Annotated in this window: 17 protein-coding genes; 4 read left to right on the forward strand and 13 right to left on the reverse strand. The window is 35.1% G+C overall.

Translation table 11 applies throughout. The features are described from left to right. Positions 1-311: 311 nt before the first annotated feature. The 9 genes from GZA11_RS09960 to GZA11_RS10000 all read right to left on the reverse strand — a co-directional run bounded on the left by GZA11_RS09960 (position 312) and on the right by GZA11_RS10000 (position 12,113). Positions 312-2,012, reverse strand: a complete 1,701-nt coding sequence (locus tag GZA11_RS09960; protein WP_163183658.1) for a GGDEF domain-containing phosphodiesterase — start codon at positions 2,010-2,012, stop codon at positions 312-314. A gap of 705 nt (positions 2,013-2,717) precedes the next feature. Next, entirely contained in the window at positions 2,718-2,939 is a 222-nt protein-coding gene (locus GZA11_RS09965) for a helix-turn-helix domain-containing protein (protein WP_038538685.1), read from the reverse strand. Between the two features lie 10 nt (positions 2,940-2,949). Beyond that, the gene (locus tag GZA11_RS09970) at positions 2,950-3,426 is read right to left on the reverse strand and encodes a DUF2975 domain-containing protein (RefSeq protein WP_163183659.1); all 477 of its coding nucleotides are present in this window, start codon (positions 3,424-3,426) and stop codon (positions 2,950-2,952) included. A 298-nt stretch (positions 3,427-3,724) separates the two neighbouring features. After that, positions 3,725-4,882, reverse strand: a complete 1,158-nt coding sequence (locus GZA11_RS09975) for a mannitol-1-phosphate 5-dehydrogenase (protein WP_163183661.1) — start codon at positions 4,880-4,882, stop codon at positions 3,725-3,727. Position 4,883: 1 nt separating this feature from the next. Beyond that, positions 4,884-5,321: a PTS sugar transporter subunit IIA gene (locus GZA11_RS09980; protein WP_038538676.1), complete on the reverse strand. Its 438-nt coding sequence runs from the start codon at positions 5,319-5,321 to the stop codon at positions 4,884-4,886. Next, on the reverse strand, positions 5,321-7,447 hold the full coding sequence (locus GZA11_RS09985; protein WP_163183663.1) for a BglG family transcription antiterminator: 2,127 nt from the start codon (positions 7,445-7,447) through the stop codon (positions 5,321-5,323). Before GZA11_RS09985 ends, GZA11_RS09980 begins: the two co-directional genes overlap by 1 nt. 208 nt (positions 7,448-7,655) lie before the next feature. After that, the gene (locus tag GZA11_RS09990) at positions 7,656-9,074 is read right to left on the reverse strand and encodes a PTS mannitol transporter subunit IICB (protein ID WP_163183665.1); all 1,419 of its coding nucleotides are present in this window, start codon (positions 9,072-9,074) and stop codon (positions 7,656-7,658) included. Between the two features lie 412 nt (positions 9,075-9,486). Further along, positions 9,487-11,208 carry a transglycosylase SLT domain-containing protein gene (locus GZA11_RS16490; RefSeq protein ID WP_163183666.1) on the reverse strand — a complete coding sequence of 574 codons (1,722 nt, stop codon included), beginning with the start codon at positions 11,206-11,208 and terminating at the stop codon, positions 9,487-9,489. Positions 11,209-11,540: 332 nt separating this feature from the next. Then, positions 11,541-12,113, reverse strand: coding sequence for a DUF4256 domain-containing protein (locus GZA11_RS10000; protein ID WP_163183668.1), 573 nt, complete (start codon positions 12,111-12,113; stop codon positions 11,541-11,543). Positions 12,114-12,556: 443 nt separating this feature from the next. Here GZA11_RS10000 and GZA11_RS10005 point away from each other — a divergent pair, with 443 nt between their 5' ends. Genes GZA11_RS10005 through GZA11_RS16725 form a run of 3 tightly spaced genes read left to right on the forward strand, consistent with a single transcriptional unit; the run spans position 12,557 to position 13,826 of the window. Next, positions 12,557-12,988 (forward strand): MarR family winged helix-turn-helix transcriptional regulator, encoded by a 432-nt coding sequence (locus GZA11_RS10005; protein ID WP_038538665.1) that lies wholly within the window; start codon positions 12,557-12,559, stop codon positions 12,986-12,988. 22 nt (positions 12,989-13,010) lie between these two features. Next, a complete protein-coding gene (locus GZA11_RS16720) occupies positions 13,011-13,253 on the forward strand; it encodes a hypothetical protein (protein ID WP_235924954.1) in 243 nt (80 codons plus the stop codon). Between the two features lie 9 nt (positions 13,254-13,262). After that, positions 13,263-13,826 carry a class I SAM-dependent methyltransferase gene (locus GZA11_RS16725; protein WP_268926767.1) on the forward strand — a complete coding sequence of 188 codons (564 nt, stop codon included), beginning with the start codon at positions 13,263-13,265 and terminating at the stop codon, positions 13,824-13,826. A 59-nt stretch (positions 13,827-13,885) separates the two neighbouring features. Here the strand turns inward: GZA11_RS16725 and GZA11_RS10015 are convergent, their stop codons facing one another. Continuing rightward, positions 13,886-14,419: a hypothetical protein gene (locus GZA11_RS10015; protein ID WP_163183670.1), complete on the reverse strand. Its 534-nt coding sequence runs from the start codon at positions 14,417-14,419 to the stop codon at positions 13,886-13,888. Positions 14,420-14,955: 536 nt separating this feature from the next. Continuing rightward, positions 14,956-15,378, reverse strand: coding sequence for a VOC family protein (locus GZA11_RS10020; protein ID WP_163183672.1), 423 nt, complete (start codon positions 15,376-15,378; stop codon positions 14,956-14,958). 221 nt (positions 15,379-15,599) lie between these two features. Here GZA11_RS10020 and GZA11_RS10025 point away from each other — a divergent pair, with 221 nt between their 5' ends. Continuing rightward, entirely contained in the window at positions 15,600-15,926 is a 327-nt protein-coding gene (locus GZA11_RS10025; RefSeq protein ID WP_163183682.1) for a YnfA family protein, read from the forward strand. A 514-nt stretch (positions 15,927-16,440) separates the two neighbouring features. On the opposite strand, the gene GZA11_RS10030 is transcribed toward GZA11_RS10025, so the two are convergent. After that, the gene (locus tag GZA11_RS10030; RefSeq protein ID WP_038538657.1) at positions 16,441-16,707 is read right to left on the reverse strand and encodes a DUF3986 family protein; all 267 of its coding nucleotides are present in this window, start codon (positions 16,705-16,707) and stop codon (positions 16,441-16,443) included. A 165-nt stretch (positions 16,708-16,872) separates the two neighbouring features. Beyond that, positions 16,873-18,321: a 6-phospho-beta-glucosidase gene (locus GZA11_RS10035; RefSeq protein WP_163183674.1), complete on the reverse strand. Its 1,449-nt coding sequence runs from the start codon at positions 18,319-18,321 to the stop codon at positions 16,873-16,875. Positions 18,322-18,339 lie beyond the last annotated feature (18 nt).

Consider the following 18,339-nt stretch of genomic DNA (forward strand, 5'->3'; position numbering starts at 1 on the left):
TATCTATCAGAAAAATGTAAGCTCCATGGGAAGTAACATATTAGTCTAGGAGGGTTTTCAAAAAGATGAAATCTCAAAAAATGTTAATATATTCATGATTTGAAACAGAAAAGAGGCTTCCAGAGTTTAAAAATACAACTTTCTGGACAGCCCCGTACTGTACTTAGTTGTAATTATACTGAATTAAAGGAAACACAAAGAATTTTCGCTACAAGGGAGCTTACACTAGATAGTTCTCAAATTCGAAAATAAACACTCCATTTTATAAAATATAAAGGACTACAACATGAATGGGTCGTTTCCTTCTTCGGTCAATTATTATTGTCTACGCTAGTTCCCTGCAATACTGTAAGAATTTCATTGCTTGATAAAGGTCTACTAAAGTAATAACCTTGTCCCTCTTTACAATTAAGTTGGGTAAGAAGATCTAACTGTTCATTTGTCTCGATCCCTTCCGCAATTACATTAAGACATAAGCGAGTCCCTAAATCGATTATCGCTTGTACAATTGCACCATTATCCTTTTTCATTTCATCAATAAAGGACCTATCTATTTTCAAACGATCTATTGGAAGTTGGCGTAAATAAGCAAGAGAAGAATAACCAGTACCAAAATCATCGATAGATATCCGAATTCCCAATTCCTTTAACTCTTTTAGAATGGGCAGTGTGATTTTCGGGTCTTGCATAATACTTTCTGTTAGTTCTATTTCCAAATAGTTTGGTTTTAATTTTGTCTCTTTTAAGATGCGTTTGACCATTGGGACTAAATCTTTATTTACTAAGCTAGATGATATATTTACTCCTATTATAAATGGAGATATGCCCGATTCTTGCCAACGTTGATTTTGTCGACAAGCAGTACGTAAAACCCATTCAGTGATTGGAACGATTAATCCCGTTTCTTCGGCTATAGGGATAAATTCCAATGGAGATATGTTTCCTAACACTGGATGCTCCCAACGAATCAATGCTTCAACTCCAATGATCTTATTGCTGCTTATGTCTACCTGAGGTTGGTAGTGGAGCTTAAATTGTTCTTCTTCAAGAGCTTGCCTTAATTCTGCTTCTAAATGGATGGTTTTCGTCATTTCTTCATAAATATCAGAGGTATAGAATTGAACGAAATGTCCTCCCCCTTTTTTTGCTTTATACATCGCCATATCAGCTTTAATAACAAGGCTTTCAATATCATTTCCATCATCGGGAAAAAAACTAACTCCTATACCAGCTCCTAGATACAATTTTTCCTTTTCATGAAAAAACGGTTCTTCAAGCTGCTTGATAATTTCATTCGCCAATGTTCTTACCTCATCAGGTGTACGGTTCTTTATTACAATAATAAATTCATCGCCCCCGAACCGATATAATTCGGACTTTCCATTCAAGTGATCAGATAAGCGTTTTGCAACATCTCTTAAAATTTGATCACCAATACTATGCCCTAACGTATCATTGACAAATTTAAAACGATTCAAATCTAAAAAAAGCAATGCCATTTGCTCCGTTTCTGTGATCCATTTCGATAAATCTTTATTAAAGCAACGACGATTGCGTAGACCGGTTAATGCATCATGATGAACATAATAAAAGTTCTTTTCTTCTATCTCTTTCTGTTTTGTAATATCTTGTCGTATGGAAATATATTGGTGAGGGTTCCCTTCATTATCCAGAAAAGGAACAATGGTTGATTTTACCCAATAAAAAGAACCATCCTTCGCTTTATTTTTAATTTCCCCCTTCCATACCTCACCTCGTTGAATCGTATTCCACATTTCTTTAAAAAACTCCTTAGTATGGTAGCCAGAGTTAACCACTTTGTGAGTCTTTCCTATTAATTCATTTTTACTATACTTAGATATCTTACAAAATGTTTCATTTACATAAGTAATAATTCCATCTTGATCGGTTATGGCAACAATGGAGGATTGATCTAAAGCAAACTTTATATCTGCTAACTCTTTCAATAGTAAATCTTTATCTTTTATTGAGTCTTGGAGGTCGTAATTCAATTTGCCCAACTCCCTTCACTACTATTGAAACGAACATGTCTAACCTATGCAAGATTATTGGTTAAAAAATCCTAAAAAGACACAGGATTTTTAAATTCTAGATAGTATTTTCTAAAAAAATAGGTCCTTTAGAATAATTACGTCCCATGTCTAATCTTGAATTTGCAGATTTGTTTGATCAGATCTAGATATCCATTTTTACTAAGTAGTAGCTGTTATCATTACTCATGAAAAGGCTTTGGCTTAACATTAAAATAAATAAAGCTATTCAAATGTGAATAGCTCTTCATAAAACTAGTATTCTGCAACCTGGCGAACAAGCTATACGTTTCCTTTAACCCTTTATGTGGCCAGTTTTCAGAAGACTTACCTTTATCATATCTGTTCAAGTTGAGCAAAAAGAAAAAATGTTACCATCTGATATACTTTTAGCATAAAAGAAAAAAGACCTATTGTGTGTGATAATTGTCACCCTCAAAAATAATGGAAATGCTAATACAAGTACTTGTAAATAAATGTTCAAAATACGATTGCGACAAAAGGCAAAAGACAAACATCCTAGTTATACCTTCTTCATAAAAAAGAAGCGGTAAGTAATTTGTAAAAGCAAAGGGGTAAAACTTAACAACAATAAACAAAAATGACTGGGACTACTCCCAGCCAGTACGAACATTGTTATATTATTCATCCCATGAATTGAATTCTTTAATCTTGGGTGTCATCATCACTCCGATATTCTAGTATATCCCCAGGCTGACAATCTAAAGCCTTGCAAATTGCGTCTAAAGTAGATAATCGAATGGCCTTTGCCTTTCCATTTTTCAAAATCGAAAGGTTCGCCATTGTGATTCCAACCTTCTCTGAAAGTTCGGTTACACTCATTTTCCTTTTCGCCAGCATCACATCAATATTAATGATAATTGCCATTGTTTTCACCTCAAACTGTTAAATCATTTTCTGATTTTATATCAATGGCTTCTTGTAAAAGTCTTTGAAGAACGGCAGCGAAGACTGCGATGACCATAGAAGCAAAGATAGGAACCATTCCGATAAAGATAGCACCCGGAGCATCATCTCGTTCGGCAAGGAGGAAAACAAATGGAAAAATAATCACATACAAGCCACTGTAAGTCATGGCACAGTATTTAATAATCTTAAGAGCTTTAACAGCCGACTCAGAGAATGCCTGGTTCCTATCAATTAACACTAGAAGTTTAAAGGCCTGAACCAATGCAGTAAAATACGGTATTACTGAAATATACATTCCAATTACGATTGGATAAAGGATATGAGTATAAGATGGATTGACTGGATTATTAGGTAACCAAAATAACCCAACTATCGCCAGAGCAAAAACTGGAGCCCCCATAAGAAATACCGCAATTTTTAAAAAGAGTGCGGATCCTCTGTTCATAATTAGCACCTCTTTTATATTCATTCATTTTAAATTTTACCACAATATTTATCGTTTTACAATAAATTTTTATCGTTTTAATATTATTTTTTATTGTTATTCACTGTTTATCTCATTAAGATCTTTAAACGTAAGCGCCCAAATTAAAACCGAAACCCCTCCCTTTTGGGATGAGGCAATTTAATGTTAATTGATCTTATAAAGAAGAACAAAAGTACTAGCACTCAACCAAAAAAGTCTAATAAAAAACAGCGTTGGACATCATCCAACGCTGAAAAATTTGGGTTTTACTCTTTTCCTATTTTTCAAGTTTTAATTGATTATATTGCTCAACAATGCCCTTGAAAATAGTTGACGCAGGATCCAATCCAGTAAACTTCTCAATGGCAGCTTCCAGCCCATGCTCCTTAATCATTGACTGAATTTGTACAGCTTCCTCATCTCCTTGAAAGTCATACAATAGAGCAGCTGCAATTCCTTTTAATAAATGAATAGGCTGACTTTCAAATAACTCATAATATTGTCTAGCTGGGCTGACCAATCTGTCATTCGGACCAAGCTTTCGGATCGGAGAACGTCCCACCCTTGTTACTTCATCTACAATATATGGGTTACTGAAACGACCAATAATTTTTTGAATATACTGTTCGTGAGCTTCCTGACTGAAGCCGTATTTTTCAACTAACATTTTACCGCTTTCTTTCAGTGCCCCTAAGACCAAATCATGGATCGGTCCTTTCTCCATCGCTTGATTAATGGTTTCTACTCCATAATAGTACCCAAAATAAGCGGCTAATGCATGTCCTGTATTTACTGTGAACAGCTTCCGTTCAATATAAGGAACTAATTCAGGTACATAGGTAATACCAGTTATGTCCGGTTTTTCTCCTACTATTTTTGTATCCTCAACAACCCACTCATAAAACGGCTCAACTTTGACCATTAGTTTATCTTCATTCACTTGGTTTGGAACAATTCGGTCAACAGCAGAATCCGGGAAACCAAAACGTTCTTCAAATTGTGCTTTTTCATCGCTTGTTAATTGTTCAAAAACCTTCTCTTTTAAAAGTGAGCTGCCTCCCACCATATTTTCACAAGCAATAATATTAAGAGGTTTATCAGACTTCTCTAATCGTTTACGCAATCCATCCGCTACTAACCCTGCTATCAAAGGTAAAATATTTGGACCGATAGCAGTAGTTACGATATCCGCTTCGGCTATTGCTTCTACTACTTGTTCCGGATGAAGTTTACTATTAATTGCCCTGACATTTTTAACTACCACTTCTTCTTGTGAAGAATCAGCAATGACCACTCGATATTCTCTTCGTTCATTAAGAAGCTGAACGATTTCTTCGTTGACATCCACAAAGCATGTTTCGTAACCAGAATGATATAGTAAATTCCCAATAAATCCCCGGCCAATATTTCCGGCTCCAAAGTGAACAGCTAACATATTAGTTTACTCCTTCAAAGATCGCTAAAATTTCATCTGCGGATTTTGCTTCTACCAACTTGGTGATATTTTCTTCTTCGGAACATACAATTGCAATTTTTGAAAGGATATCTAGATGCTCATCACCTTTTCCTGCAATGCCGATTAAAAGTTTTACGATATTACCTCCGCCAAAATCAACACCACTTGGAACTTGTACAAAAGAAATTCCTGATTCTTTCACAAATTGTTTGGAATCCTCTGTACCATGAGGAATAGCCACAAAATTCCCCATATAAGTGGAGGTTAACTCTTCTCTTTCTAACATTTTTTCAATATAACTTTCGTCAACATACCCGTTTTTAACAAGAATGCTTCCTGCTAATTTAATTGCTTCTTCCTTTGTAGCAACAGATTCATTCAGTAAAATATTTTCTTTTGTAAAAATAGCTTTTGACATTACAAAACACTCCTTAGTTCTTTTATTTTATCATTAAAAAATTGATCAAATTTTGCAGCAAGCAAAGCCGATATACGGCTGTAATCATGTGACTGAAAAGTATCCATCGTTTCTTGGCTCTCAATCAATAGGGAACTTAAATAGCTTAATACTTCTAATGACTTTTCAGATGTATGAACAGGGGAGAGCATTAATAGTAAAACATTGATTTCCATATCTTTTTGGTCCATACCGATGACTTTTATTGGCGAATCTGTATAATTGATAACAAAGGTTGGTTTTATGACATGTACGGACCTAGCATGGTAAAGAGCCATTGACGTTTCAGGAATCCCTAATCCCCCTAGTTTTTCTCTTTCAAAAATTGCCTCAGCGACTTCATTGGCATTTTGAATCCATTGTTTTTCCATTAACCTTGAGCATGTTTGCTGGATTATATCAGTTACAGTTTCCGAATCAGCTGCATGAATCACTTCAAATCCTTCTAAGATAGTAGCTATCGTATCTGCATAATCTTTTATACTTTTCATTTCTACAATTAACTGATCGGTAGACTTTCTCTCTGTAGGATGTTTGCGAGCGAAAGACAGATTTTTTTCGGATCCATTCATAATTTTGTGTTCATTGATAAAAAAACGAATTTTATCAATTTCATCTTTGTTTAAGAAAGGACTGACAACGATATAGTCCGAATCATAGCCAGGGATCGGAATGGTGGATAGGATTAATTGATAATCCTTTGGATTCATTTTTTTAAATTCCATGACAGAGACATTTTGAATGTCCTTAATCTCAGGGAATTCTCTTTGAAGTCGTGTTGCAAGCAGCTTCGAAGTACCTATTCCACTAGAACAAATAATTAATGTTTTCAGATTGGAAAAATCCTTTGCACTCATCAATGCAGCACCAAAATGCATCACAAGATAGCCAATTTCCTCATCTGGCACATTAAGATCTTTAAATACTTCATCAGCTGCCTGTTTTACGATCAAAAATAAATCCTTATAATCTTGTTTAATTTTGTCTAATAATGGGTTGCTAATCCCCATTTTTTGTTTCATACGATAGATGGCAGGTTTTAAATGTACGACAAGCCCCTCAAATAACGGACGGTTGTCTGATAAGTCTGTACCTGTAAGCTTACCTACCATTTCAATTAGACTTTTTGTTTTAATGGCAACTTGTAAACTAGAATCTTCAATAAAATTTTCATTGTCATACCGGAGTTTAGCACCTTTTAAGTGCATAGTTATATAAGCAACTTCTGCTTCAGGGATGTTAATATCAAAAACCTGGCCTAATTGCCTAGCAATTTTTTGGGCGAATTTGTATTCTTTCGTTGACTGCTGGTATTCCAAGTATTCCTTGTTAATTTCAATGCCTTCCCCTTTTTGTAGACGCTCAATAGCAAGTGCCAAGTGAACAACTAAACCAATATAAGCACTATCCGCCATTGAATAGGGCAATTCCTGAATAATGGAATCCACAATTTTTTCAACGATAATTAATTTATTTTTCTCTACAATTCCTAATAGCCTTTCAGAGATGGTGTTAATGTGCTGGGTTGAACGTTTCTGTATATGTTCCCTAGCAAAGGAGAGTATTTCAGACTCGTCCACATAAGCGGAGATTAAATGGCTCATCGCACTTCTTTTGCTACTCTCGTCCCCTTCAATTTCAACACCGTAACCTCTTCTTCTAATTAGTTTTAAACCAAAGCTGTGTAATCGATCTTCGAGTTTCGTTAAATCGGCACTTACTGTTGCAATGGTCACATTTAAATCATTGGCAAGGCTAAGAAGTTTTACCGGTCCATTCGATTCCAGCAGCTCGCAAAAAATGATCGTTTGCCGCTCTTCAGGTGTATATTCTGCATGGGATAAATTAAATAAAAACAACTCCAGTTCGCGAATTTTTGCTTTATCACCCATAATTTGAATACCAACACCTGATTTCTTTTTTAAGATAAGCCCATATTCCTTTAATATATCCTCTACATTTTTTAAATCTCTGTGAACCGTTCTACCACTTACGCCTATTTGTTCTGCGAGATCCTTTACTGTAACTTCTTGATTGGCAGTTAGTAAAATATCGAGAATCTGCCTTTCCCTTGCAGAAATATACATATCGCTCACTCCGAAAAATGGAATTCTGACTCCTATTTTCCTTTCTTATCATGTTGCCAAAATTTTAATTTTATACTGCCACTTATAATATTATTCCTCTCTAATCCTTAAAACAACTTAAGGAAAATTTGAATTAGTCAATTGGATTGTTGCCATTTTTAAATAAGGAAAAAGTCCGGACATTAGTCCGGACTTAAAAAACGTTTATTTATTTTTTTAAAGAATTAATTAATTCATCATACTTTGGACTATTCAAGAAGTTATCAACTGAGATATGTGTGACATTTGGAAGCTTTGCTTTTGCACGATCTGTTAAGTCTTTATGAGTAATAACAACATCGGCATCGTCTGGAAGATTGTTAATTGCTGTATTAATAACTGTGATATCCAATCCAGCTTTTTGTACTTTGTTTCTTAAGATAGAAGCCCCCATTGCACTTGACCCCATCCCTGCATCACAAGCAAACACAATTTTGTTCACTTTATCAGGGTTAACAGTTTCCGGTTCAGCTGTTAAGGCTGAAGAAACAGAGCTTTTCTTCCCTTTCATTTCTTCCATTTTTGCTGTCGCAGCTGATAAATCTTCTTCTGTTTGTTTACTTGTTTTTAAGATAAGAGAGGCTACTGCAAAAGAAACCACTGTTGCTACTAGTACACCTGCCAATACTCCTACATAGTTACCTTTTGGAGTCATTGCAAGCAGAGCAAAAATACTACCTGGTGATGGAGCTGCAACAAGGCCCGCATTGAAAAGATTAAAAGTGAATACACCACTTACACCACCAGCGATAGCTGCCAAAATGAGTACTGGTTTCATTAAAATATACGGGAAGTAAATTTCATGAATACCACCAAGGAAGTGAATAATAGCCGCACCAGGAGCAGTTTGTTTCGCTGTTCCCCTGCCAAATAAGCAATAAGCAAGTAAAATACCTAATCCAGGACCAGGGTTTGTCTCTAATAAGAAAAGTATAGATTTTCCAGCTTTTGCAGCTTGATCAATTCCTAATGGACTTAATATTCCATGGTTAATTGCATTATTTAAGAAAAGAACTTTTGCTGGTTCTATTAAAATATTGGCCAATGGAAGCAGGTTTGCATCAACAATGATTTCAACACCTTTTGCTAATGTCTTACTTACTGCTTCTACTACAGGGCCAACACCTTTAAAAGCAAGTAGTGTTAAAATTCCACCCAGGATTCCAGCAGAAAAGTTATTAACTAACATTTCAAATCCAGATTTTACTTTCCCTTGAACCAATTGATCAAATTTTTTGATCACATAGCCCCCGATTGGTCCCATAATCATGGCCCCTAGGAACATCGGGATATCGGTTCCGACAATCACACCCATCGTAGCTGTTGCACCAACGACACCACCACGAACATCATGAATCATTTTGCCCCCTGTATATCCAATTAATAGAGGCAATAAATAAGTGATCATTGGGCCGACTAATTTAGCAAGATCTTCATTTGGCAACCAGCCGGTAGGAATAAACAAAGCGGTGATAAGCCCCCATGCAATAAAAGCACCGATATTTGGCATTACCATACCGCTCAAATAACTTCCGAATCTCTGAATCTTAACTTTAACATTAGATCTATCATTATCAGAAGTATTCATCGATACGTACTCCTTTCAAATCGATTAAACTTTACAAGTTTATATTAAAGCGTTTGCAGGAGGCTATCAATTTATACAAAAATGCATTTTGTCACAATGATTGTTGACATAATTTAAGTACTTTTGAACTATAAAGAGACGAAAAAATGTGAACAGTTTTTATTCTCGGATAAAAAATTGACCGCTTTATCTCGCCAATTACTTTTCTGTGTATTTTTTATTCCAGAATGGATACATTCCAATTAAAAATATTAGCAGTACAATATCGTTAAATAACATGCTTTAACTCCCATTTGAAAAAACTTTTAACACGAAAATTTTACTAAATTTTGTAAATGGTTAGTTATTATTAAACCAAAATATAAAAAGCCAACTTCTTTATTAAAAGAAGCTGGCCAAAATCATAACCTACCTACAACATGGCTCCACTAGGTCCTAATCTATATTTTCCAATCCATGTATTATGTGCCATAACTCCGTTTGAATAGAAGTAGTACCACTTTCCGTTAATTTTTTGCCACCCTGTCTGCATGGCACCATTGCTACTGAGATAATACCAGCTGGATCCTTCTTTTAGCCAACCGTTTTTCATAGCTCCACTGCTGCTAAGATAGTACCAACTAGATCCATCTTTTATCCAGCCGGTTTTCATAGCTCCACTGCCGCTGAGATAATACCAGCTGGATCCTTCTTTCAACCAACCGGTTTTCATAGCTCCACTGCTGCTAAGATAATACCAACTAGATCCATCTTTTATCCAACCTGTTTGCATGACACCATTAGCATTTAAATAGTACCAGAGGCCTTTATCGCGGATCCATCCCTTTTGCATAACACCATTCGCATCAAGATAGTACCAGCGGTTCCCTTCCTTAAACCAACCAGTATCTAATACTCCCGAAGTATAATGATATTTTTTCCCGTCCCGATCGACCCAGCCATTCAGGATATGTGTCTGAACCTTGATACTTGCAGGTTCACTCACCCTATTTAAATGATCTTTATAAGTAATAGTTAGAGTAGCTCCTGCCTTTTGAGAAGGAATTGCTACCTTGAATTCTCCTTCTGCATTAGACTCCGCACTTCCAACCAAGTATTTTCCATTCAGGATTTGAATCAACACATTGGAAAAAGGAGCTTTTCCGATTACAAATTTATCCTGTTCATTGACTGGATTTACAGTAGGTGCCTCTAATTTTTCCATGATATAAGCAGACGAAATATAACCTGCAAACTTCCGATCCTCCGATGTAACCGGATACCAGACAAATTGGTTACCTAGATTATACTGATCATAGATAAATTCCCCATCAATAATTAGAGTCGTATTCTTCGCTAGTAATTGAGAACCAGTTGTCGTTTTAATATTTGTTCGTAATCTTGCATTATCCTTCGTAACAACTACCTTTTCTCCTTTTTGAAAATGGTAGTTAGAAGCATGCATCTGGTCTGTAACGATATATTTCAGTTTATTGAAAATAATATTTTCGTCACTGTTAGTATCATATAAGAAATCTTCCTTACTAAATGGGAATTCTGCTAACTTTGTATCACTTAAAAAGCTATCTTTTTCAATAACCGAAAATACTTTTTCTTGATAGGCTTCCTTATTTTTGCCGCTACCATCTTTATAAAGCGGGCTGTTTACAGGTTTGATTCCATTATACGCCATTACTGGAAAATACCAATTTTCGATAACTTCAGGTCCTACCCCCTTTATTTTCGGCAAGTCCTTTCGCTGGTAGAATTTCTGTAGAATTTCTACACCTGCTTGGATATTGTATGTTATATCTGTTTTCAATTTCTCTTGGTCATAGTTTAATTGATTCGTAATTTGCATGATGCCAATCCCGCCGTCCGAAGACACTAGAGGCTTTCCATCCTTAAATTGTTTCCAACCGCTTTCCTGTGCAACAATAGCCTTGACAACTTCTGGAGGAATATTAGCTTCTAATGCTGCGTTCGTCAGTAAACAATTAATTTGCTGAGTAGTAGGATTTTGATTTGGTTTTATTTGACCAAAGGCTTCGCATTTAGATGCCCAAGTTACTCCTGCAGCAGAAACATTTTCTGTTGACCAACCAAGGAATAAGATAATCGATAATACCCCTAACTTAAGTAAGTAAGATTTCATCCGATATTCTCCCTTATCTTTTTTTCTATCTCTTTTTACTAGATTTTAACATGAAATAGAGTAAAGGGGCGTTAATTTGCTTACAGAGGAAAATTCATTTAGATAAATATGCGAAAGCAACTCAAGAAAAGATACGGTCTATATGTAAGGAAGATGTCTTCATATAAATTTAGAATACGAGTTTTGAGAGGTATAATTTTAATTGAATAATAAGAAGAACTGATACTATTCGTTGTTCTTCACATATAGGAAGGCACGATTCCTATTTCAGAATCGTGCCCGAGCGTAGAAAAAAGTTATAAAAGATTTGTTCTCACATTAACTGTGTTTAATCAGACTCTAAGCGATCCGCGGAAACCTCTTGCAGCATAGTAAGATTCGGCTCCATTGTGGTATACAAAGACGGTGTCATAGCGTCGATCACAAAAAATCGCCCCTCCGAGCTTTCTAATTTTATCAGGTGTTTTTACCCAGCTGGATGTTTTCTTATCAAAACTTCCAAGTTTTTGCAGTTCTTGATATTGTTCTTCCGTTAAAATCTCAATGCCCATAGATGCTGCCATATCCATAGCACTATTTTCCGGTTTATGCTTTTTCCTTGATTCTAGTGCTTCCCTGTCATAACAAACACTTCGCCGGCCACTAGGACTTTCTGCTGAACAATCATAAAAAATGTATTCGTCAGAATTTTGATCATACCTCACAACATCTGGTTCTCCTCCGGTTCTTTCCATTTCGTGGAGTGACCATAGTTTTTCAGGCTTAGCATCCAGCTTTGCTTGGACTTTTTCCCATGCGAGACCTTCATGGCGGTGCATATTCTTCTCAAATCGAGCTTTCAAAACGCTTAATAATTCTTCACGTTGTTCTAGTGACAACTCCTTATGATTATCCCCGTTTGTCATATTAGACTCCTCCTTTTACTTTTCCCTGTATTGGGATGATAAACATGTAAATTTCGATTATGTAAATATCTATGAGATATGAAAACAGTTTACATTAGCTTACATATTTCGTAAACCGTATTACTTAAAGCGTTTACTGTACTGGTTACACTAATAACATTTCCTATATCATCATTGGTAAACACAATATAGTTGATCATTTTCGGTAACATTGATAATCGTTTCAAGTCATTCATTTCCAAGTCTTTGGTTAGTCAAAATTTATATGAAGATTCCTCATTGCGAGAAGAAAGAGGAGTGCGAGATCACTAAAGATCACTTTTAAGGAGTGAACAAATTCTGTGGTAATTAGTAAATAAATATTTACTAAATATAAATAATAATGTCGATTAAATCAAACAAAAGTAATATTATATGTACTATACAAAAGAAAGGAAATTTACATGATTGAAGAAATAGCAAAAGAGTACATGTCTTTAATACCTAATGTCTTTGAAAATTTTAGGGAATTAAACAAAGATTCAACAGAATTAACCCATATGCAGAATCATGTCATTGAATATATGTACATGCAGAATCGATCATTAAAACTTAAAGAAATTAGCCATGGTCTCAATGTAGCTAAGCAGCAACTGACAAATGTTATTAAAGAGTTGGAAGCTGAAGGCTATCTCATCAAATCTCAAGATTGCAAAGATAAACGAGCCGTGTTAGTTTCTTTAACACCAAAAGGAAAAGAGATTCAAGATCGAAAATGGGGAAAGATCTATCAAAAGTTTAGTGAAAATATTAATAAGTTAAATGTTGAAGAACAGTTGGATTTAAAATATGCCCTTCATAAGGTAAATATACTGTTGAATAAAATGAGGGAATAAGCACTATAGGAGAGACAATATTATGGATTTCACGAAGAATCATAAAATCAATTTAACAAAAGAAATGGAGACACTCCTGATTTCTTTACAAGCAAAAGCCAAAGATAGTTTTTCCAAACATTCGATCCTTCATGATAAAAAGGCAGCAGATATTCTGCAAATGATTGACTATGACTTTGAAAAGCTCAGTCATTTTGGTAACGAAATGATGGTAATCAGAGCAAAACAATTGGATACATGGTTGCAGGAGTTTATCAAAAAATAGCCCGACGCCATAGTACTTAATCTTGGCTGTGGTCTAGATACAAGGATAGTAAGAATCAACCCGCCATCCACTATTCAATGGTTTGATGTTGACTTTCCCGAGGTTATTGATTTGCGTAAGTCCTTTTTTTCCAATCAAAAAGGCTACGAGATGATCCCTTCTTCAGTTACGGATCCAAACTGGTTAGAGAAAATCTCGAATAACCGTCCGACAATGATTATTGCCGAAGGGATTTTAGAGTACCTTAGTCAGGATGAAGTTAAAATGCTACTAAACCGACTAATAAACTATTTTCCACAAGGGCAGATTGCCTTCGATGTGATGAGCTCATTTGCTGTCCATTCCGGAAAAGATAGGCTAAAAGAAACAACTGGAGCTGTGCACAAATGGACCGTGGATCACATAAATGATGTAGATAAATTAGATTCCAAATGGAACAGAGTTGCTAACTTATCTATATTCAAATCTAAATATGTGCATAAACTTCCGCTTAAAACCCGTTTCCTATATTATGTTATGGCTATGATACCAAGCTTCAGAAACATGATACGTTTGCTGTTATATAAATTTTAAGAGCTTAAAGAGAAAGCAGTCTCGAATGAGACTGGCTTTCCTTTAAACTCCTTAACCGTTCATGCATTTTTAGAAGTTTCCCTTTGTTTCTTTAACAATAAAAAATAATAAATACTATAATAAGCGAACATAATTAACATTAGACCAGCAGTCCAAGAATTCCCTAAAGCAGAACTAAAATTCTGGATTCCATTAGCCTGCTTTTGTTGTACTAAATCGAGGGCTCCCCCGGTAAAAATACCATAAAATCGATAAATAAAACGAACAAGAAATATCAATGTAACGATACTGCCAATCCAAATGTTCGGACGGTAATACAGGCGTTTTTCACGTTGTTCAAAATGTGTTACCGAGACACTATAAAAAGCTAGGATACTTCCTAAAATTATTCCCACAACATCAGAAATGAAGCTAATCGGGTGAAAAATCCCCTCAACAAGAAAGATTAGACCAATGCTAAAAAACAATACAATTCTAAACAACATAAGTCCTTGATTTAATGGCTGCCAACCAATGTTTCGACGAATCAGTTTAAATATGCCAAGTATTATAAAAGATATCATCATGATGAGCATGTAAGTATGTTGATCCATGTTTATTCCTCCATACCATTATTTAAAGTTGCATAATCCAGAACCAAGCTGTAAATATCATACATATTCTATATCTCTAGATATAAAATCGTTCAAACTGATGCCCCCACATTTTAATTCTAATTTTTAAGATATAGGGAAATGCAGAACAAAGAAATGGTGGTACTTTAAATAACTTATTAAGTATAGTACTAACAACAGGGGTATTTTCAAAAAGGTTTATTCAAAATAGAAATTGATAACTGTTATTTTTTAATGAAGAAGTAATTTTGAAAATTTCAAGAGAAAAAGAATCTAAATACTTAATAACCGTCCTACATTTAAAACTCCTCTACATAATTTATGAATTTTTGTTCCTTATTAGGTTAAATAACCCCTCCTATTTAACAGTGATTTTTTACTGTCTAAACAGAAGGGATACGATCCTTTCAAAATCTATTTTCAAACCTTTTTAAAATCTCCTTTATGATAGAGAACGCTCTAATCTTATTGTTGTATTATTGCAATATTATGTAAAAAGGATATTAGATATTATCTTATTTCGGAAATTCCCAAGCTGGATTCCAAACAACTTCCCACAAATGTCCGTCTGGATCTTGAAAATATCCAGAATATCCTCCCCAAAATGTATCATGTGCTGGAACTGTAATCACCGCACCAGCCTTCCTTGCTTGTTCCATTACTTTATCAACTTCGTCTTTACTCTCAACATTATGACCAATCGTAAATTCGGTTGGACTTATTGGTGTCTTTTTTAAGTGTGTGTCATGTGCAATATCTTCTCTTTTCCAAATTGCAAGTTTTAAACCGGATTGTAAATCAAAAAATGCAACTGCACCATGTTCAAATTCTTGTCCTACAATACCTTCTGTCGGTAATCCAAGCCCATCCCGATAAAATTTTAAAGACTTTTCCAAGTCATCTACACCTAATGTTATAACGGAAATTCTCGGTTTCATTTTATACCTCCAAAATTACTTCGTTTTATGAAAATTGCCTTAGTAATGTACTCTATCGTTATTCCTTCATAGATTAAACAATCAATTGGTATAAAATATACTTAGTAACCCCATTCAATTACATGAAGTATTTGGCTACTAATCCATAACGGCTTCATGAAATATTATATGGAGATGTTATAATTTGTTCTAAATACTACTATTTTTAGAAAGTGGTTTCAATTATCCATGCAATCATTTTGTTTTTACTCGCAGGATTAGCTGAAATAGGTGGAGGTTATTTGATTTGGTTGTGGTTAAGAGAAGGTAAGCCATATTATTGGGGAATAGCTGGAGGAATTGCATTAGCACTATACGGTGTTATTGCTACGTTTCAAACCTTTCCATCCTTTGGACGAGTTTACGCTGCCTATGGTGGAATATTTATTGTTCTCTCTGTTTTATGGGGATGGGGTATCGATAAAAAAACACCCGACATCTACGATTGGGTAGGTACAGTCATATGTTTAATAGGTGTTGCGGTCATGTTATTTGCACCACGCCAATAAAAGGAAAACTATAAAAATCCTGCTAGCTAATATCTTTCCAGAAGCACTTATTGAAAAACGGATGCAAATCTCTAAACAGTAAAGTCGCATCCGTTTTTAAACGACGGGAAGCTTCAAAACTTGCATAAGTAATAAAATTTAGCCATTTTCGCAAGGCAAGAATTATAGAAAATATACGATATGGCCATATGATATATACATTCTCCACAAGACAGTGCAACCCAAGTGATTTTATGGATTTTATTCTAAAAAAGGGACGGACTGAATCGGCACACCCCATTTTAGGAACATCAGCGACAGTGCCTACAGATTAAGGAATACGGAGTAAAAATTCTCTGATATAGATAGTAGTTTCATTAAAAAATGGACTGTATTACGCTTGGAACCTCACCAGGTATAAAAAAAACGAAGGCCTGCCGGAAGTGGACCGGAAAAACCTTCGGATTGGGAACATAATTTTTAATTAGCAACTTTATTTTATAGAGACAAGTCGCATTTACTGCTTAAAGTATCCTTACTTAATAATTGATTCTTCCATTAAAAAATTTTTGAAGAACTCATCCCCTTGTGTTTGATCAATTTCTTCTATGTCATATATTCCTACAAGATAACCAAAATTCTCTTCTTTTTTATATTCCTTTTTCAATTGTATATCATATCCATCCGCATCAAAATATAGGTACCATTTTGGTTTATTCTTCTCTTTATAAAAAATACCTTCCAAATCATGACTATCATTATAGTATCCAACATGCAAGTGAAAATCTTCATATTTAACCATCAATTTATGCCCCCTATTCTAAAATTTAATAACATAATAGATTATTAAACTTAATCGGAGCACGATAATGCAATACATAAAGCCATGCATGATTGGAAAATGATAAATTGAATTATAACCGAACCGATTATCATACTTGTAGCGTTTGGCGAAAATTATCAAGTTTTACTTACTTTTATGGAAATTATCCGGATCCAGATCTTCTCCATTTGTTTCAATAACCTTCTTATACCAATAGAAGGAATCTTTTTTCATTCGTCTTAAAGACCCATTGCCTTGATCATCTTTGTCAACATAAATAAGACCGTAACGTTTTTCCATTTGACCTTCAGAAGAGGAAACAAGATCAATAGCAGACCATAAAGTATAACCTAAAATCGGAATCCCATCTTCTTCTATTGCCTCCTTGAATGCTCTAATATGTGCACTTAAATAAGCGATTCGGTATTGGTCATGAATTTTCCCATCCACTTCAACCTTGTCTCTTGCCCCTAACCCATTTTCAACAATAAATAATGGTTTTTGATATCGATCCCAAATGGAGTTGATCGTTATACGAAAACCCATTGGATCAATCATCCAGCCCCATTCTGAGCGGGATAGATGTGGGTTTACGACACCACCAGCCGCATTCCCCGTATTCGTATCCACACCTTCCGTATTTGCCTTAGAAGTTCTGGAAGCATAATAGCTAAAGGAAATATAATCAACCGTATTCTCTTTTAATAATTGTATTTCTTCATCCGTCACATTAAGATGAATATTTTCTCTTTCAAATTTTTTTATTACCCAGCGAGGATACTCCCCTCGAGCTTGAACATCAATAAAGAAGAAAGTTTCTTGATTGGCCATTTGCGCCACCCGAACATCTTCTGGATCACAGCTATATGGATAATATTCTCCTGCAGCTAACATACAGCCCATTTGAGCGTCAGGATCAATCTCTCGTAAACGTTTAGTCGCTAACGCACTCGCAACGAGCATATGGTGTGCCGCTGTAAAAATCACCTGGTTACGTTTTTCATTCTCATCAATGGATACACCGGCAGCAGTAAACGGTTTGTGTAGTAACATATTGATTTCATTAAAGGAAATCCAGTATTTCACTTTTCCTTTAAAACGATTAAACAGTGTAACTGCATATTTCTCATACCTATCAATCATTTGGCGACTCTTCCATGAGCCAAATTCATCCATTAACCCTTTAGGCACATTAAAATGACAGATCGTTACAATTGGTTCGATATTATATCTTAATAATTCATTTATCACATTTTCATAAAACAGAAGCCCTTCTTCATTCGGTTTTTCTTCCAATCCAGTCGGGAAAATTCTAGACCAGGCAATGGAAAAACGAAAACATTTGAATCCCATTTCGGCTAGCAAAGCAATATCTTCTTTGTAATGATGATAAAAATCAATCGCTTCATGGGACGGATAGTACAACCCCTCCGGTACATCAGAATATTTCCGTTCTCCTCTAGCGATAGGTAATCGATATTCGCCATAAGGAAGAAGATCAATATTCGATAATCCTTTATTTCCCTCTAAATACGCTCCTTCTATCTGATTGGCAGCTGAAGCACCACCCCATAAGAACTCTTTATGAATCATATATAATCACCTTTCAAC

It is taken from the genome of Neobacillus sedimentimangrovi (genome assembly GCF_010614825.1).
GTDB lineage: Bacteria > Bacillota > Bacilli > Bacillales > Cytobacillaceae > Neobacillus > Neobacillus thermocopriae.

What these genes read in the sequence shown, in the direction of transcription:
- GZA11_RS09965 (WP_038538685.1), bottom strand. Translation starts at nt 2,939, where the DNA reads ATGGCAATTATCATTAATATTGATGTGATGCTGGCGAAAAGGAAAATG.
- GZA11_RS10030 (WP_038538657.1), bottom strand. Translation starts at nt 16,707, where the DNA reads ATGGTTAAATATGAAGATTTTCACTTGCATGTTGGATACTATAATGAT.
- GZA11_RS16490 (WP_163183666.1), bottom strand. Translation starts at nt 11,208, where the DNA reads ATGAAATCTTACTTACTTAAGTTAGGGGTATTATCGATTATCTTATTC.
- GZA11_RS10035 (WP_163183674.1), bottom strand. Translation starts at nt 18,321, where the DNA reads ATGATTCATAAAGAGTTCTTATGGGGTGGTGCTTCAGCTGCCAATCAG.
- GZA11_RS09970 (WP_163183659.1), bottom strand. Translation starts at nt 3,426, where the DNA reads ATGAACAGAGGATCCGCACTCTTTTTAAAAATTGCGGTATTTCTTATG.
- GZA11_RS09975 (WP_163183661.1), bottom strand. Translation starts at nt 4,882, where the DNA reads ATGTTAGCTGTTCACTTTGGAGCCGGAAATATTGGCCGGGGATTTATT.
- GZA11_RS09990 (WP_163183665.1), bottom strand. Translation starts at nt 9,074, where the DNA reads ATGAATACTTCTGATAATGATAGATCTAATGTTAAAGTTAAGATTCAG.
- GZA11_RS09985 (WP_163183663.1), bottom strand. Translation starts at nt 7,447, where the DNA reads ATGTATATTTCTGCAAGGGAAAGGCAGATTCTCGATATTTTACTAACT.
- GZA11_RS16720 (WP_235924954.1), top strand. Translation starts at nt 13,011, where the DNA reads ATGGATTTCACGAAGAATCATAAAATCAATTTAACAAAAGAAATGGAG.
- GZA11_RS10000 (WP_163183668.1), bottom strand. Translation starts at nt 12,113, where the DNA reads ATGACAAACGGGGATAATCATAAGGAGTTGTCACTAGAACAACGTGAA.
- GZA11_RS10005 (WP_038538665.1), top strand. Translation starts at nt 12,557, where the DNA reads ATGATTGAAGAAATAGCAAAAGAGTACATGTCTTTAATACCTAATGTC.
- GZA11_RS09980 (WP_038538676.1), bottom strand. Translation starts at nt 5,321, where the DNA reads ATGTCAAAAGCTATTTTTACAAAAGAAAATATTTTACTGAATGAATCT.
- GZA11_RS10015 (WP_163183670.1), bottom strand. Translation starts at nt 14,419, where the DNA reads ATGGATCAACATACTTACATGCTCATCATGATGATATCTTTTATAATA.
- GZA11_RS10020 (WP_163183672.1), bottom strand. Translation starts at nt 15,378, where the DNA reads ATGAAACCGAGAATTTCCGTTATAACATTAGGTGTAGATGACTTGGAA.